The sequence below is a fragment of the Mycobacterium sp. genome (assembly GCF_035314665.1).
Classification (GTDB): domain Bacteria; phylum Actinomycetota; class Actinomycetes; order Mycobacteriales; family Mycobacteriaceae; genus Mycobacterium.
This window is the reverse complement of sequence record NZ_DATFZD010000429.1, coordinates 29822-45884: the sequence shown is the minus strand read 5'-3', so window position 1 is coordinate 45884 and position 16063 is coordinate 29822. Positions and strand designations below refer to the sequence as shown.

Here is a 16063-nt window from a genome sequence, read left to right as displayed (position 1 = left end):
CGTTGTCTCCGACGTCCACCGTGCGTGGCTGGGAGGCAATGCCGGCGGTTCTCGGTTGAGCCCAACACAAATCAGGAAATGAGGTAACGATGGCGGGTCGAGTCGAAGGCAAGGTCGCGTTCATCACCGGCGCGGCCCGTGGACAGGGCCGCTCGCACGCGGTGCGATTGGCGCAGGAGGGCGCCGACATCATCGCGATCGATATCTGTAAGCCAATCCGCGACGGCGTTACGGACACCGCGATCCCGGCCTCCACACCGGAGGACCTGGCCGAGACCGCCGACCTCGTCAAGGGCCACAACCGCCGAATCTTCACCGCCGAAGTCGATGTGCGCGACTACGACGCCCTGAAAGCAGCGGTGGACAACGGCGTCGAGCAGCTCGGCCGGCTTGACATCATCGTGGCCAACGCGGGTATCGGCAACGGCGGCGACACGCTGGACAAAACCAGCGAAGAAGACTGGACGGAGATGATCGACATCAACCTGGCCGGGGTGTGGAAGACCGTGAAAGCCGGTGTGCCGCACCTGCTTGCGGGCGGCAACGGCGGTTCGATCGTGCTGACCAGCTCGGTCGGGGGACTCAAGGCATACCCGCACACCGGCCACTACGTCGCGGCCAAGCACGGGGTTGTCGGGCTGATGCGCGCATTCGCAGTGGAGTTGGGGCAACACATGATTCGCGTCAACTCGGTGCACCCGACGCACGTGAAAACACCCATGCTGCACAACGACGGCACGTTCAAGATGTTCCGTCCCGATCTGGAGAACCCCGGCCCGGACGACATGGCGCCCATCTGTCAGATGTTCCACACCTTGCCGATCCCGTGGGTAGAGCCGCAGGACGTCAGCAATGCGGTGCTGTTCTTGGCATCCGACGAGGCGCGCTACGTCACGGGTGTCACGCTTCCCATCGACGCCGGCAGCTGCCTGAAATAGCCGGTCGTTATGACGGTCGCAGGATTAACCATCCCCAACGGCTGGGAGGAGATCACGCCGACCTGGATGACGGGCGCACTACGCGCCCACCATCCCGATGCCGTAGTCAGCGATATCGCGGTGGTGCTGCGTGATGACGGCACCAACAGGCGTGCCCGACTCGAGCTGACGTACTCCGCCGGTACCGGCCCCGCCACGGTGTTCGCCAAGGCGGCGGATCCCGCACATGTGGAACTTGTCGGTCTGACCAGCGGCCTGTTCCACGAACCTAGGCTGTTCACCTCGGGAATCGCTCTGCCGCTTGACCATCCGGCTGTTTACACCGCGATCATCGACGAGGAAGGATCCGACTTCCTGATGATCATGGAGGACGTCGTCGCACGAGGTGCCGATCCACGGGATTCCACGCGCCCGTTGACAGTCGATCAGACAGCCAGCGGAGTTCGCGGCTTGGCGAAACTGCACAGCGAATACTGGGGCGATCGGACCACCGATAATCCGGCACTGGGCTGGGTCGAGCCGTTCATCCCGTTCGCCGGCCTGGAATTCGCACCTCTCGAGATCGCCTACGAGCGCTTGGGAGACTCCGTTCCCGCCGAGATCCCGACGATGACGGGCACTGACCTGTTCGTCGATATCTGGGCCCGCTACATTCGCACCTTGACGACGGTGCCGCCGACACTGCTGCACGGCGACCCGCACATCGGCAACACCTATGTACTTCCCGATGACACGGTTGGTTTCCTCGATTGGCAGATGGTGCGCCACGGCAACTTTTCACTCGACCTCGGCTACTTCCTACAAGGCGCGCTGACCATCGAAGACCGTCGCGGCCACGAGCGCGACCTGCTCGGTGAATATCGGCAAGCGCTGAGCCTGCCCGACGACGAAATGCCAACCGCCGACGAAATCTGGCTGCGCTACCGCGCGTCGGTCGCACACGGGCTAGCGATCTGGATCGCTACCCTCAGCGGCGGCGACGCGTGGCAGCGCCCCGAGATTTGCCTGGCGCTCGCGCAGCGATATTCAGCTGCGTTCGTTGACCTTAAGACCCACGAGGCGCTGAATTCCATCACCGCGTAACGTCTCGCGCCATGGACCATTTCAAAGGCAAAGCCGCCGTCATCACCGGCGGTGCCAGTGGTATCGGGTTCGCCACCGCCACCGAGTTCGCTCGCCGTGGAGCACGTATCGTGCTCGCCGACGTCGATAAGCCCGGGCTGGAACAGGCGGTGGCACACTTGCATGGTCAGGGAGTTGATGCACACCCCGTGACGTGCGACGTCCGGCAACTCGACGAGATGGTTCACCTGGCAGACGCGTCGTTTCGCCTACTCGGCCAAGTCGACATTGTCTTCAGCAATGCCGGCATTGTGGTCGCAGGCCCGATCGCACAGATGACGCACGAGGACTGGCGCTGGGTCATCGACATTGATCTGTGGGGCAACATCCATGCCGTCGAGGCGTTCTTGCCCAGGCTGCTCGAGCAAGGTACTGGCGGCCATATCGCCTTCACCGCATCGTTCGCCGGCCTGGTGCCCAATGTCGGCCTCGGCGCCTATAGCGTCGCCAAATACGGCGTAGTCAGCCTGGCCGAAACGCTGGCCCGCGAGGTCAAAGACCACGGCATCGGTGTGTCGGTGCTCTGCCCGATGGTCGTCGAAACCAAACTCGTGTCCAACTCGGAACGGATCCGCGGCGCGGATTATGGCCTGGCGTCAACGGCGGTTGTGACGGAGGGGCCGGGGCCGGCCCCTTCCCAGGAAGACACCCTCACCGCCGATGCGATTGTGGCCAACCGCCTCTATGTGCTGCCACACGCGGCCGCCCGTGCGTCAGTCCGCCGCCGGTTCGAGCGGATTGACCGCACGTTCGACGATCAGGCCGCCGACGGCTGGACCCACTAGCTAGCCGTCACCGAGTCGCGGCCTTTCTGGTGCCGCCAGGGACTCGGCCGATCACGCTCTCGGCTTCCAACTCGGCGATTTCGGCGTCACTCAGCCATTTTCAGGCGCCAACGGCAACGTTGGCCGACGGACTCGATGTCAGGAGTTCAGGGCCGTCGGCCGTGATCAAGACCGCCTCCCGCCCGAACACCGCGCCGACGCCCTCTTGCCAGACATAACCGGTAACCGCGAGCACCATGCCCGCTTCCAGATGCTCCCCGGCAGCGGTGGCCGGTAGATGCTGCGAAACAACCGGCGGGTCGAATCCGAGCCCCAGACCCCGTGCGATCGGCATCGGCGGCAACTGCTCCCCCGCGGCATCGTAGGCGGTCAGCAGGTCGGTGCCCGGCGCGCCCGGTTGGCACGCGTCATAGAGCCGGTGCCACAAGGCATCCCATCGCCGGTAGAGATCGGTAGCACGGTTGATCTCGCCGACCGGCCAGGTACGTCCCACCTCACCGGTATAGCCGCCGTCCAGCACACCGGCGGAAAACGCCACTAAATCGCCGGCCTGAATCCGACCGTCATCACTCGCCCGTCGCCACGGGTGATCGCGTGCGGTAACCCACGCGGCATCCTGAGTCGACGGGGTGCTCACCCCGCCGGCTGCCATTGCCTCCAGCAGGATCCCGGCCAGCGTCTTCTCGCTTACGCCCGGTCGCAGCTCGGCGACCGCGGCGGCCAGGCCGACCTCGGCGACCCGGATGGCCTCGCGCAGCGCGGTGACCTCTTCGGGGGTCTTGATCCGCCTCGCGGCGCGCATGGCCAGCTCACCGTCGACCAGCTCGCCGTTGGGGAAAGCCATCGGCAGTAGCTGGGCAAACCCCGGCGAAAGCGCATCGGTGCCAACGCGTTTGGCAGTCGACGCACCCTGGATTTCCTTCAGCACCGAGATCGTGTTCGTCGGATTCCAGGTGATGCCGTACAGGTTCTCGTGCGGGATGTCGTCGGGAACGCCCTCGTCCCAGGTGCTGAGCAGGTGGATCGCCCCGGTCTCCCGGATGAACACGCAGGTCGGTCCGAACGGACGGGTGCCTGCCACCCACAGCTGGGGCGCACCGGTGACGTAGCGCACGTTGGCCTGCCGCCCGAGAACCAACACGTCGAGGTCGTGCTTCTCCATCTGGGCCAGCGCCCGCTCCCGGCGACCGGCACGCAGCGCGCGGCCGTCGGGCAAAACTTCAGTTCCCATACGGGTGATAGGGGTAGTTGGTCAACGGAATCCAGCCTTCCTCGGTGATGACGACAATCTCTTCGCTGCGATAGCCGCCGGTGGCGTCCTCCCACACGACCGGTTCCAGCACCACCACCATTCCTGGCTCGAAAACGAAGTTCTCGTCGAACTCGTCGCCGAGATCGGTTCCGATCATTGGCATTTCGGCGGCATTCACGCCGATTCCATGCCCAAGATAGAAGTGCGGTAGCCACGGTCGGGTGCCGCCGTTGGCTTTTGTTGCCGCCCTGCCCAACTCGGCCGCGGTGGCGCCGGCTCGCGTGACGTCGAGCACGGCGTCCATGATTTCCCGCCACTTGTCGAATTGCGCCTGCTGGCGCGGCGTCGGGTCTTGGCCAACAATCCAGGTGCGGCCGAAATCAGAGCAGTAGCCGGCATAGGTGATGCTGACGTCGGTCCACAGCACGTCACCGGCACGCAGTTCACGCTCGGTCGTCAACAGCGGCAACGCCAGATCACCGTGGGTGGTCCAGACACCGTCTTCCTTGCTCGGTGGCATCACCTGCCAGATCGGCTCCAGCATGCTGGCCATCGCGCCGAGCTCGAAGGCGCGGCGCATGAAGCCGGCCGACAGGTCGATCTGGCGAATCCCGGGTGCCAGCGCGGCCTGCACATCTACCATCGCTTCGTCGGTGATCCGGCACGCGGTGCGCATGCAAGACAGCTCGTCGGGAGTCTTAATGAGCTTGGCCGCCCCGACAATCTGCGCCGCGTCGGCGGGCCGCCCGGACGGGAAGAGTCGCGCCTGCGCACGGCGCATCGCACCGGTGAGTTCGTCCACCGCGAGCACCGCCTCGGACGGGACCAGATCATCGACCACCCGCGCGAAGCTCTCCACGCCCTCGTCGAACTCCAGATACACCGGGCCGTGCAGGTGGTCGGCCGGCAGCCCCGATTCCGATGCGGCCCCTTCACGGAACGGCAAGAAAAGGTGCGGATACGGGTCGTCTGCGAGCACCACCGCGACCGGGCGCTCGACGTAAGACAAACCGGCGTCACCCAGTGGCCAGCTCACCCCGGTGGCGTAGACGACGCTGTTATTTCCAAGCAGGATCAGGGCATCCACGCCTCGGTCGGCCATCGCCGACCGCAGCCGCGCGCCGGTCTCGCGACGCATCCGATCGAGATCGGGTGTATCCGGGATGTCAAGCGCCGACGCGGGTGCGGCCAGGAACGAAGTGGGCGAAGTCATTGGGTCCCCTACAGACCAAGGAATTTGGTGATGTTGCCGCTGACGATCTGCGCGGCCGCCTGGGGACCGACCGCATCGACCACCGAGGCCAACGACTTCTCCGAATAACCGAAGGTGCTTTCGTTGTGCGGGTAGTCGCTGGACCACATCACCTTGTCGACGCCGATCTGGTCGATCAACTTAAGTCCGAGCGGGTCGACCATGAACGATGCGCTCATGTGGTTGTCCCAGTAGTAGCGCACGTCGTGCTCCAGGGGGCGATTGAACATGTGCTGGTATGACGCAACCAGGTGCTCGGCGTCCTGCAAAGCCCAAGGCACCCAGGCGATTCCGCCTTCGAACCAGCCGATCCGCAGACTCGGGTGATCGTCGAGGATCCCGGAGAAGAGGTACTTGGCGAATTGTTCGCGGAATCCGTCGATGTTGATCATCATGCCGACCACGACGCTGTTGTACTGGCACGGGGTCTTCGGCGGGGTCTCACCGATGTGGTGGGCCACCGGAAGTCCGGCGGCTTCGATCTCGTCCCAGACCGGTTTCATCGCGGTGCTGCCGTAGTCGATGATGTTGCCCTCGTCGTCCTTGCCCGGATTCAGCGGCAACAGGAAAGTCTTGAGCCCCAAAGACTTCAATTCGGCCAGTGTCCGTTTGGTGCCTTCCGGATCCCACCAGTTGATCAGGCCCGCACCGTAGAAGTGGCCGTTGGAACGCTCCTGCAACTCGGCGATGTACTCGTTGTAGATGCGGAACGCGAGCTCGCGAAGCTGTTTGTCCGGGTAGTGGAACAGCGCCAGGATCGCGTTCGGGAACGCCAGCTCCTTCTCGACGCCGTCCTCGCGCAGCTCCTGAATCCGGGCCTCGATGTTGGTGCTCGCGGCCCCGGGCAGGTCGTCGTACTGCATCAGCACGGCGCTGAAGTCGCCCGGTAGGAAGGACTGTCCTTTGCGTCCGACTTGGTAGGCGCCGTCCTCGTACCAGATCCGCGGCGCCTTTTCTTTGAGCTCGTCCGGGAATCGTTCGTAGAAGATGTCGGCGGCCAGCGAAATGTGGTTGTCCGCAGAGAAAACCACGGTTCCTTCCGGCAGGCCGACGTTGGCGCCGCTGGCGCGGCCGTGTCGATCCTTGGGTGCGCCAAACCCTCCGGGGGGGTAGAGCGAGGCGGTGCTTGTTTGAGGCGACATCAATGGCCCTCCAATCGGATCCATGTTCGTTCGAGAGTAGTTATCTCGGATCGCTTGGTGAAGGGATTCACCAGGTCACCGGCAGTTCGTAGACGCCGTATGCGAGCCGGTCGTGCTTGAGCGGGACGTCCTCGACCGGCACGGCCAGTTCCAGCGTCGGGATGCGGCGAAGCAGCGTGTGAAAGACGATCTGCAGCTCGGCACGGGCAAGCTGTTGACCGACGCACTGGTGCCTGCCGTAGCCGAACGCGACGTGTTGCCCGGCGCCCGAGCGATGCAGGTAAAGCCGCTCGGGTTCGGCAAATGCCTTGGCATCCCAGTTCGCCGGCGCCAGGTCGATGATGATCCCTTCGCCGGCGTGGATGACCTCGCCAGCGATCTCGATGTCGTCGGCGGCGACGCGACGCTGCCCGTTTTGGATGATGGACAGGTAGCGCAGCAGTTCCTCGACCGCGTTTGCGATGACTTTCGCGTCGTCGGTGTCACGTAGCACCGCCGCTTGTTCGGGGTACTGCAGCAGCGCAAGCACGCCGAGGCCGATCATGTTGGCGGTGGTTTCATGCCCGGCGATCAGCAGCCCGGTGCCCAGCTGCGCAGCCTCCTTGACGCTGAGCTCGCCAGCTTTGACGCGTTCGGCCAAATCCGACACCGCGTCTTCGGCGGGATTTTCCATCTTCGCTTCGACCAGCTGAGCCAGGTATTTGTTCAGGTTCACCGCACCTTTGACGGTGTCCTCACCGGTCGCATAGCGCGCAAGCCCGATGTTGGCGTGGTGCTGAAACATCTCGGCGTCCTCATAAGGCACGCCCAGCAGCTGGCTGATCACCAACGACGGCACCGGCAGCGCGAGCGACGTGACGATATCCGCCGGCTGCGGTCCCGCCAGCATCGCTTCGATGTGCTCGTCGGTGATCTGCTGAATCGCCGGCCGCAGGCCCTCTACCCGCTTGAAGGTGAACGGCTTTGACAACATGCGCCGAAACCGGGTGTGCTCCTCGGCGTCCGAGGTGAACACCGATCGGGGCCGCTTGTGCACGGTCGACAACATGCCTTCGTTCCAATGCGGGAAGCCGGGCCGCCGGTCGTCAACGCTGACGCGGGAATCGGAGAACAGCGTCCGTACTTCGTCGTAGCCGGTGATCAGCCACGGTGTGCTGCCGTCCCAGATCCTGACCCGGGACAGCGGCCGCGCCGCGCCGAGCTCCATCACCTCGGGCGGCGGGGCGAACGGGCAGCCGGCCGCTCTTCCCATCGGATATTCCGGAACGTCGGAAACCGTCTCGGTTTCGGTGCCGGTGAGGGTCTCGGACACTTCTCACTCCTCGATGTGGATGGCCAGTGCGGGGCAACCCGCCGCGGCCTTGCGGGCGTTGTCGGCCTGGTCGGCGGGCGGGTTCTCGTTCAGCAGAATGACGACTCCGTCATCGTCTCGCTGGTCGAAAATTTCGGGCGCATGCATCACGCAGTTTCCCGACGATGCGCAGATGTCTTGGTCCACAGTCACTTTCATGATTCTTACGGCCAACCTCTTCTACTCGTGCGGGGTGACCGGCGCCAGCCAGAGTCCCACGACCGCGTCGATCAGACCGGTACCGGCGGCCTGCCACGACGAACCCGGCACGGATGCGCCTGCGGCCATTGCCCTTTCACGCTCGGCGCAGGTATGCATCAGTAGGTTGCGGGCCATCAGGTTGCGTTCCACCCGAACGTCGATCGGCAACTCGGGAAGACACCGGTTGATGCCATCTATCACCTGGACCAGCGATTCGGATGTGAGCGCATCCTTGACCACGATGTTGTAGTAGGCCGGATCGGTCATCACTTGTGCGGCGAAGCGCGCGTACCAGGTGGGGTTGCCGAGCGCGGCGAGGTGATCGGTCAACGGACGTACCAGACACGCGACCCAGCTCCGCATATCGTCGCCGTCCCCCGATTGCAGGGTCTCGGCGACCATGCTTTCTCGCAGCTGTTCGATGGCCACGCGGTGCCGCTGCTCGATGGCGCGCACCAAATCCGTTTTGGTGCCGAAGTGGTAGCCGACCGCGGCGTTGTTGCCCTGGCCGGCGGCCTCGCTGACCTGCCGATTGGAGACGGCGAAGACCCCGTGTTCGGCGAACAGCCGCTCGGCCGCGGTCAGGATGGCCTCCTGAGTCGTACTCGCCCGGTCGGAGCGCGCAGCCTTCGCGGTGGTCACCCGGCCAGTCAACGCCCTCATCGCGATTAAGTCAAGCGATTGATTTAATTCGTCTTCTCGCTGCGACGACGGAGCACCTTGCCGGCAACGGTGCCGCCGTCGACCGGCAAGACGGTCCCGGTCACATACCGGGACCGGTCGCCGGCCAAGTACAGCGCGGCCTCCGCGATGTCCGCGGTTGTGCCCTCTCGCTTCAGCGGCCGGTCGGCTCGCATCTGCTCGCGGATCGCATGCTCGAAGCGCGCGAGCTCCTCGGCGGACTTCTCCGACGTCGTCGTCGCGAGCAACGGTGTCGGTATGTTGCCGGGCGCGATCGCGTTGACCCGAACCTCGTAACGCGCCAATTCGATCGCGGCGGACTTGGTGAACATGATTACCGCCGCTTTGGATGCGCGGTAGGTCATCACGCCGCCGCCGGCCTGGATGCCGCCGATCGACGACATGTTGATGATCGACCCGCCGCCGCTGGTCGCCATCTGACGGGCCGCATCGCGGGTACCGGCCATCACGCCCAATACGTTGACCGACATGACCCGCTGAAAGTCGGCGAGGTCGTCGTCAAGGAAGCTCCGGTGCATCCGGCTGGAAACTCCGGCGTTGTTCACCATCACGTCTAACCCACCGAACGTCTCAACGGCAGCCGCGACCAGCGCACCGACCTGGACGGGGTCGGAGACGTCGGTCAATCGGAAAACTGCGTCCGCGCCCAGTGCGAAGGCGAGAGCTTCACCGCGATCGCGCTCGACGTCGGCGATCACGACCCGCGCGCCCTCCGCCAGAAACTTCTCGACGACGCCGGCACCGATGCCAGATGCGCCGCCGGTGACGATCGCAACCTTGCCGGTCAGTTCATTGACCATGTCGAAGAGTTAATCGGCGCGGGATCGGTTAAGTCAAGCGATTGATTTAGCTCAGAGGTCTCTGACTGTTTCGGCTGGGTGTTACGTTCGGCTCGACGACGCGGTTTGTTAACTTCGAATCCTCGCGGCGTTGGCCTGGAGCAGCAACGGTTTCGTATGTTGGCAGGATCTGTAGGCCAGCCCGAGCTGGTGGCCCAGTGAAAGTAGTCCATCGACCCGACCGTTCAAAGGAACCAATTTGAAACACAACCGATTTGGTGCTGCGCTCGGCGTGTTGGCCACCGGTGCGCTAATGCTGTCCGCGTGTGGAAACAACAACACCACAAGTCAAGGCGGTGCGACGTCCTCGTCTGGTTCGTCGTCGGCGAACGTGAGCTGCGGCGGAAAGCAGACGCTGAAAGCCAGCGGATCCACCGCCCAGGCGAATGCCATGGCTCGGTTCGTCAACGCGTTCGAACAGGCGTGCTCGGGTCAAACCTTGAACTACACGGCCAATGGTTCGGGTGCAGGGATCAATGAGTTCGTGGGTAATCAAACTGACTTCGGTGGCTCGGACGTGCCGCTGAGCGACGAGGAGCACGGCAAAGCGCAGCAGCGGTGCGGTTCGCCGGCGTGGGACCTGCCGGTGGTGTTCGGCCCGATTGCGGTGACCTACAACGTCAGCGGCGTGACGGCACTGAGTCTGGACGGGCCGACAGCGGCGAAAATCTTCAACGGGACCATCAAGACGTGGAACGACCCGGCCATCACGGCGCTGAATTCCGGCGCCACCCTGCCCGCACTGCCGATCCACGTCGTGTTCCGCAGTGACCAATCGGGAACGACCGATAACTTCCAGCAGTATCTCGATACCGCATCGGACGGTGCATGGGGCAAGGGCACCGGGAAGTCGTTCAACGGTGGTGTCGGTGAAGGGGCCAAAGGCAATGACGGCACCTCGGCGGCCATCAAGAGCACCCCGGGATCAATCACCTACAACGAATGGTCGTTTGCCCAGGCACAGAAGCTCAACATGGCCAAGATCGTCACTTCGGCGGGTCCCGACCCGGTGTCGATCAGCGCCGATTCGGTCGGCAAGACCATCGCCGCGGCAAAGGTCAAAGGACAGGGCAACGACCTGATGCTCGACACGGTGTCGTTCTACAAGCCTACGCAGCCGGGCTCGTATCCGATCGTCCTGGCGACGTATGAGGTTGTCTGCTCGAAATACCCCGACAGTCAGGTCGGCACGGCCGTGAAGGCCTTCCTGCAGGCCACCATCGGTCCCGGCCAGAACGGGTTGGCGGACAACGGATACATTCCGATACCCGACGCATTCAAGTCGAGGTTGTCCACCGCCGTTAATGCCATCGCGTGATCATCTAGGACCACCTTGACTGCGACAACGCCTGCGCTGCGGACAACGCCTGCGCTGAGCGCCGGCGACGGAGCCCGGGCACGGCGCGGCGACCGACTGTTCAAGTTGGTCGCCGGCGCCGCGGGTTCGACGATCACGATCGCAATTGGTCTGATCGCGATCTTCCTGCTGATCGAAGCCATCCCGTCACTGCGCGCCAACCACGCGAATTTCTTTACCAGCGCGCAATTCAATACCACCGACAGCAACAACCTGGCGTTTGGTATCCGTGATCTCTTTATGGTGACGGTGCTGAGCTCACTCTGGGCCATGGCCTTGGCGGTACCAGTTGCGATCGGGATCGCGGTGTTCCTGACCCAATACGCGCCGGCAAGGCTGTCACGCCTTTGCGGGGCATTGGTCGATCTGCTCGCCGCAGTGCCGTCGATCGTCTTCGGGTTGTGGGGGATTTTCGTGCTGGCACCGGTGATCGAGCCGATCGAGGCATTGCTCAACCGAGACCTGGGATGGTTGCCCTTATTCAAGGCCGGCAACGTTTCATTGGCCGGTGCCGGCAATATCTTCACCGCTGGTGTCGTGCTTGCCGTGATGGTCCTGCCCATCATCACATCGGTATCGCGAGAAGTGTTCCGGCAGACCCCCTCTACTCACATCGAAGCGGCGCAAGCACTGGGCGCGACAAAGTGGGAGGTGGTGCGGATGACCGTCTTCCCCTACGGTCGTAGCGGTGCCGTCGCCGCTTCGATGCTGGGGTTGGGTCGTGCTCTCGGTGAAACCGTGGCGGTGCTGATCATCTTGCGAGCGTCCGCGCATGCCGGGAACTGGTCGCTTTTCGACGGTGGCTACACATTTGCTTCCAAAATTGCCTCTGCGGCAAGCGAATTCAGCGAACCACTGCCGACTGGAGCGTATATCGCGGCGGGATTTGTGCTGTTCGTTCTCACCTTCATGGTCAATGCGGCTGCCCGCGCGATCGTTGGCAGGGCGGTCAAGACATGAGCGCCCCTGCCCTCGACCTTCCGGTCAAAGCTTCGGCGGTCCAGCCGATCAGTCTCGGACGACGGGTCAAAAACAACATTGCGGCATCGCTTTTCGTCTTCTGCTTCGTCATCGCGTTGGTACCGCTGATCTGGCTGCTATGGGTTGTTATCCACAGAGGCTTCTACGCCATCGTGCAGCCCGGGTGGTGGAGTCAGTCACTACGCGGAGTGCTGCCGGAGCAGTTTTCCGGCGGGGTTTACCACGCCCTTTACGGGACTGTGGTGCAGGCTGCGGTGGCGGCTTTCCTGGCCATCCCACTGGGATTCATGACCGCGGTGTACTTGGCGGAATACCGTTCCAATCGGCTAGCGCGGTTCACCAGCTTCATGGTTGACGTGTTGGCCGGGCTGCCCTCGATCGTGGCCGCGCTCTTCATCTTCGGCCTATGGATCGCCACCATGGGATTCGAGCAGAGTGCCTTTGCGGTGTCACTCGCATTGGTCTTGCTGATGTTGCCAATCGTGGTGCGGTCGGCTGAGGAGATGCTCAAGCTGGTGCCCGACGACCTGCGGGAAGCCAGCTACGCCTTAGGCATTCCGAAATGGAAGACCATCATGCGGATCGTCGTTCCCGTCGCGATGCCGGGCATCATCTCCGGCGTCTTACTGTCGGTCGCGCGTGTGATGGGCGAAACCGCGCCGGTGCTGGTGCTGGTCGGATATAGCCGCTCGATCAACACCGACATCTTCAAGGGCAACATGGCGTCGCTGCCGCTATTGATCTACAGCGAACTCAACAATCCCGAACACGCTGGCTTCCTGCGGGTTTGGGGTGCTGCTCTGACATTGATCATCGTGGTGGCGGTCGTCTACATGCTGGCTGCCGTAGCCAACCGGCTGATCGCAATCCGTCGGCGCTGAAGCTTGATTGGCCGTAACTACAGGAATTGCAGCAGCAGCTCGTTGACGGCTGCCGATTGCTCGATCTGCGGGCAGTGACCGGCCGCCTCGACCACGGCTGACCGTCCCCTGGAAATCTGGTCGGCGATCTCTTTCGCCCAGCCAGGCGGCAGCAATTTGTCGCAGGCGCCCTCGACCACAAGCGTCGGAACCGAGACGCGCTCGTAGGCCCGTTTGCTCGACGGTGCCGGCGGCGGTGCAGCGCCGGGCCGGCGGAAACGGGCCGCGGCGAGCGCCTCCCACGCACCGGGAGCGATGCTGGATTCGTAGCGACGCTGGACGTAGTCGTCGTCGGCGGGATACGACGGATCGTGGAAGAGCGCCTCGACGATCCGGCGCATCGCCGGCAGGCTCGCGTCGTAGTCGTAGAGCGCCTCCATGTGCTGATTGCGTTGAATTTCGCCGCCGCCGCAAATCGCGACCATGCTGCGCATCGGCAACACCGGCGAATCCGACGTGACATCGGTGAGCAAGTTGATGGCGCCCATCGAATTGCCGACGAAATGCGCGGACGTGACGCCAAGCTCGTCGCAGAACCGGGCGATGTGTCGGATCCGCATCCCCCGGCCATCGTTGAAGTCGATGACTTTGGCGGACTGCCCGAAGCCCAACATATCGGGCGCCAACACTCGATACCGGTCAACAAGCGCAGGTATCGTTCGCTCCCAGCCGATTTCGGCGGTCACACCGAATTCGCCGCCGTGCAGCAGGATCACCGGGTCGCCTTGGCCGGCTTCCAGGTAGCTGGTGACCAGGCCGTCGACGACGAGATCTTTGCGTTGAATCTCCATGGCATCCTTACCCGACGACCTGGCCGGGTCCGGATCGCGCGAACGTCAACAACTGCGACGCCAACAGATCCAGTTGATTGGTAACGGTCACATCGATCAGTTCGCCTGCCTCGTCCCAGATTTGGTCCGCGGAGTTGATCGCGACGCCGAGGGGAGTCGGCCAGGCTCGCAACGCATGACCGATGCCGCGGAGTTGGTTGAGTGTTCCCACCGCCGCCTGCCACCCGTAGGCGCAGCTGATGCAGCCCCAGGGTTTGTTGTCGAGGTAGACCCGGGAGTCGGCACGCATGTCTTCGATGTAGTCGAGCGCGTTTTTCACCAGCCCGGAGACGCCGCCGTGGTATCCGGGCGAGCCGACGATCACGGCGTCTGCCTCGCGCAGGGCTTCGATCAGCTGAATCGCCTCTCGCGTGCGGGCCGGGTCATGCGGGTTGTACATCGGCAGTTCGATGTCCCCGCCGCAGTAGAGTTTGGTGCGTCCGCCCTGCCGCGCAACGGCGGCCAAACAGTGGCGCAGGGCTCGTTCGGTGGACGAGTTGGCCCGCAGGGTGCCGCCGAGGCCGACCACCAGCGGCCCGTCCCCTTCCGGCTCTTCTGTCAGCATCAACCGCGCCCCTCCTTACTTGATCGCGATGGGGTTCACTGGAGAACCCACCGCACCAACGATTCTCAACGGCGGGGCGACGAGCTGAAACTCGTACACGCCATCGGCCGCGCAATCCGCCGCCAATGCGTTGAGATCCCAGTACTCGCCGAGCATCAGCCCCATGTCCCGCAGGCACAGCATGTGCATGGGCAGGAACGTTCCCTCAACCCCGGATATCGGGTCTTCGACCATCAGGTTATCGGCGGCCACCGCCGCGATCTCGTGATCGTGCAGCCAGGAGGCGCACCGCCAGTCCAATCCCGAACCGGGCTCGCCGCCGTTGCCGGTCTCCAGAAACCTTGCCCACCAGCCGGTTCGGATCAAGACGATGTCGCCGCGCTCGAACGTGACGCCCTGCGACCGGGCGACGTCGTCAAGCTCGTCCGGGGTGATCGGGTTCCCGAGCTCGAGAAAAGTCTCCACACCGCGATGCCGAACGATGTCCAGCAGCACGCCACGCGAGGTGATGCCCTTGCCGTCGACCTTGTCGATGCCGCAATGAAATGCACCGAGGCTCGTCACCGAGCTCGCCGGGAAGCCGTTGTAGAGCTGATCGTCGTAGTAGACGTGCGAGAGCGCATCCCACTGGGTGGCCGCCTGCAGCGGCATGATGATCATGTCGTCGTTGAAGCGGAGCAGACCGCCCCCGAAGTATTTTCCTAGCTCTTGCGCACCGGGGTTGCGCGCCCACTCCGGCCCGTAGCGGCCCAACGCGCTCACATCGCCGCCATCGATGGTCATCACATGGATCGGGTTGTGCCGAAACTTGAATGCGCCCTGCGGACCCGACGACCCGAAGTCCACACCGAGCGGAAACACCTTGCCGTGCTTGACCAGACTGGCTGCCTGCGCGACCTTCTCCGCGGTGATGAAGTTGAGCGTGCCCAGTTCGTCGTCGTCGCCCCAGCGTCCCCAGTTGCAGACGTCGTGCGCGACGCGGCGAAAATCGGTCAGGCTGGCCACAGTGCTTGCCCTTCCTCGAGTTCCCGCGCGACCGCGGCGCCGATATTGCCGCCGTCGACCCACAGGACCTGGCCCGAGATATAGCTGGCGGCTTGGCTATTCAAGAACACCAGGACCGCGGCCTGCTCGGCCGGGTCGGCGACCCGGCCCAATGGTTTGGGGATGTCATCCAGGTACCCCTGGCCGTAGGCGGCCCGCAGCTGGTCAAGGATCGGAGTTTCGGTGACGCCCGGTCCGGTGCAGTTGATGCGAATGCCTCGAGCACCGAGCGCAGCGGTATTTCTCATGGTGTAAAGGATGATCGCTTCTTTGGACAACCGGTAGCCCCCGTCGGCCAGCGCATCGGGATGGCGGTGACACCACTCGATCCCCTCGGGCATCGTGCGGGTGTTCAGCAGCCCGCCGACGACCTGCTGATGCTCCCGATACTTAGCGGCCGCGAGGGAGGACACACTCACGATCGACGACCCCGTTGGCATCTTCTCCAACACCGCCTCGGTGACATGCCGGAGGCCGAGGAAGTTGATCGTCACGACGAGCAACGGATCGCCGATGCCCGAGGAGACGCCGGCGATGTTGAACAGCGCGTCGATGTCGCCCCCGATCGACGCCACGGCACCGTCGATGGACGCCGGGTCGGTCAAGTCAAGCGCGTGGAACTCCGCGATGTCGGTGCTCGGCGGATGCTTGTCCAACCCAACGACGTCGGCGCCGAGTTCGGTGAGCTGCCTGACGACGTGCGCCCCGATCCCCGACGCGCATCCGGTCACCACCGCTCGGCGACCGTCGTAACGCCACAACTCGTCGATTTGCCCCAAGTG

The 16063-nt window shown here is 63.9% G+C and carries 17 protein-coding genes; 6 read left to right on the top strand and 11 right to left on the bottom strand.

The features are described from left to right. Positions 1-89 precede the first annotated feature (89 nt). From VKI00_RS30910 to VKI00_RS30900, 3 genes are read left to right on the top strand one after another with little or no spacing between them, the layout of a single operon-like run. Positions 90-938, top strand: coding sequence for a mycofactocin-coupled SDR family oxidoreductase (locus tag VKI00_RS30910; protein ID WP_324446757.1), 849 nt, complete (start codon positions 90-92; stop codon positions 936-938). A 9-nt stretch (positions 939-947) separates the two neighbouring features. Next, positions 948-2021: a phosphotransferase gene (locus VKI00_RS30905; protein ID WP_324446755.1), complete on the top strand. Its 1074-nt coding sequence runs from the start codon at positions 948-950 to the stop codon at positions 2019-2021. Positions 2022-2032: 11 nt separating this feature from the next. Next, positions 2033-2845 (top strand): SDR family NAD(P)-dependent oxidoreductase, encoded by an 813-nt coding sequence (locus tag VKI00_RS30900; RefSeq protein ID WP_324446753.1) that lies wholly within the window; start codon positions 2033-2035, stop codon positions 2843-2845. Between the two features lie 100 nt (positions 2846-2945). Here the strand turns inward: VKI00_RS30900 and VKI00_RS30895 are convergent, their stop codons facing one another. The 7 genes from VKI00_RS30895 to VKI00_RS30865 form a co-directional block, all read right to left on the bottom strand. Further along, a complete protein-coding gene (locus VKI00_RS30895) occupies positions 2946-4076 on the bottom strand; it encodes a M24 family metallopeptidase (RefSeq protein ID WP_324446751.1) in 1131 nt (376 codons plus the stop codon). Beyond that, on the bottom strand, positions 4066-5310 hold the full coding sequence (locus VKI00_RS30890; RefSeq protein ID WP_324446749.1) for a Xaa-Pro peptidase family protein: 1245 nt from the start codon (positions 5308-5310) through the stop codon (positions 4066-4068). The genes VKI00_RS30895 and VKI00_RS30890 overlap by 11 nt, the downstream gene beginning before the upstream one ends. Positions 5311-5318: 8 nt before the next feature. Next, complete coding sequence (locus tag VKI00_RS30885) at positions 5319-6380, bottom strand: amidohydrolase family protein (RefSeq protein WP_324446843.1); 1062 nt, start codon at positions 6378-6380, stop codon at positions 5319-5321. Positions 6381-6558: 178 nt separating this feature from the next. Further along, positions 6559-7743 carry a cytochrome P450 gene (locus VKI00_RS30880; RefSeq protein ID WP_414687343.1) on the bottom strand — a complete coding sequence of 395 codons (1185 nt, stop codon included), beginning with the start codon at positions 7741-7743 and terminating at the stop codon, positions 6559-6561. Positions 7744-7806: 63 nt separating this feature from the next. Continuing rightward, positions 7807-8001, bottom strand: coding sequence for a ferredoxin (locus tag VKI00_RS30875; RefSeq protein ID WP_324446744.1), 195 nt, complete (start codon positions 7999-8001; stop codon positions 7807-7809). A 21-nt stretch (positions 8002-8022) separates the two neighbouring features. Beyond that, positions 8023-8706, bottom strand: a complete 684-nt coding sequence (locus VKI00_RS30870; protein WP_324446742.1) for a TetR/AcrR family transcriptional regulator — start codon at positions 8704-8706, stop codon at positions 8023-8025. 23 nt (positions 8707-8729) lie between these two features. Then, the gene (locus VKI00_RS30865; protein WP_324446740.1) at positions 8730-9545 is read right to left on the bottom strand and encodes an SDR family oxidoreductase; all 816 of its coding nucleotides are present in this window, start codon (positions 9543-9545) and stop codon (positions 8730-8732) included. A gap of 238 nt (positions 9546-9783) precedes the next feature. On the opposite strand from VKI00_RS30865, the gene pstS reads away from it, so the two are divergent. Genes pstS through pstA form a run of 3 tightly spaced genes read left to right on the top strand, consistent with a single transcriptional unit; the run spans position 9784 to position 12803 of the window. After that, the gene (pstS, locus tag VKI00_RS30860; RefSeq protein WP_324446738.1) at positions 9784-10902 is read left to right on the top strand and encodes a phosphate ABC transporter substrate-binding protein PstS; all 1119 of its coding nucleotides are present in this window, start codon (positions 9784-9786) and stop codon (positions 10900-10902) included. A gap of 36 nt (positions 10903-10938) precedes the next feature. Further along, positions 10939-11901: a phosphate ABC transporter permease subunit PstC gene (gene pstC / locus VKI00_RS30855; protein WP_324446841.1), complete on the top strand. Its 963-nt coding sequence runs from the start codon at positions 10939-10941 to the stop codon at positions 11899-11901. Continuing rightward, positions 11898-12803 (top strand): phosphate ABC transporter permease PstA, encoded by a 906-nt coding sequence (gene pstA, locus VKI00_RS30850; RefSeq protein ID WP_324446736.1) that lies wholly within the window; start codon positions 11898-11900, stop codon positions 12801-12803. Before pstC ends, pstA begins: the two co-directional genes overlap by 4 nt. 17 nt (positions 12804-12820) lie before the next feature. Here pstA and VKI00_RS30845 read toward each other — a convergent pair whose 3' ends face one another. From VKI00_RS30845 to VKI00_RS30830, 4 genes are read right to left on the bottom strand one after another with little or no spacing between them, the layout of a single operon-like run. Then, entirely contained in the window at positions 12821-13633 is an 813-nt protein-coding gene (locus VKI00_RS30845) for an alpha/beta fold hydrolase (protein WP_324446734.1), read from the bottom strand. A gap of 7 nt (positions 13634-13640) precedes the next feature. After that, positions 13641-14237 carry an NADPH-dependent FMN reductase gene (locus VKI00_RS30840; RefSeq protein WP_324446732.1) on the bottom strand — a complete coding sequence of 199 codons (597 nt, stop codon included), beginning with the start codon at positions 14235-14237 and terminating at the stop codon, positions 13641-13643. A gap of 15 nt (positions 14238-14252) precedes the next feature. Beyond that, on the bottom strand, positions 14253-15242 hold the full coding sequence (locus VKI00_RS30835; RefSeq protein ID WP_324446730.1) for a cyclase family protein: 990 nt from the start codon (positions 15240-15242) through the stop codon (positions 14253-14255). After that, positions 15230-16060 carry a coniferyl-alcohol dehydrogenase gene (locus VKI00_RS30830; RefSeq protein ID WP_324446728.1) on the bottom strand — a complete coding sequence of 277 codons (831 nt, stop codon included), beginning with the start codon at positions 16058-16060 and terminating at the stop codon, positions 15230-15232. Before VKI00_RS30830 ends, VKI00_RS30835 begins: the two co-directional genes overlap by 13 nt. Between the last annotated feature and the right edge of the window lie 3 nt (positions 16061-16063).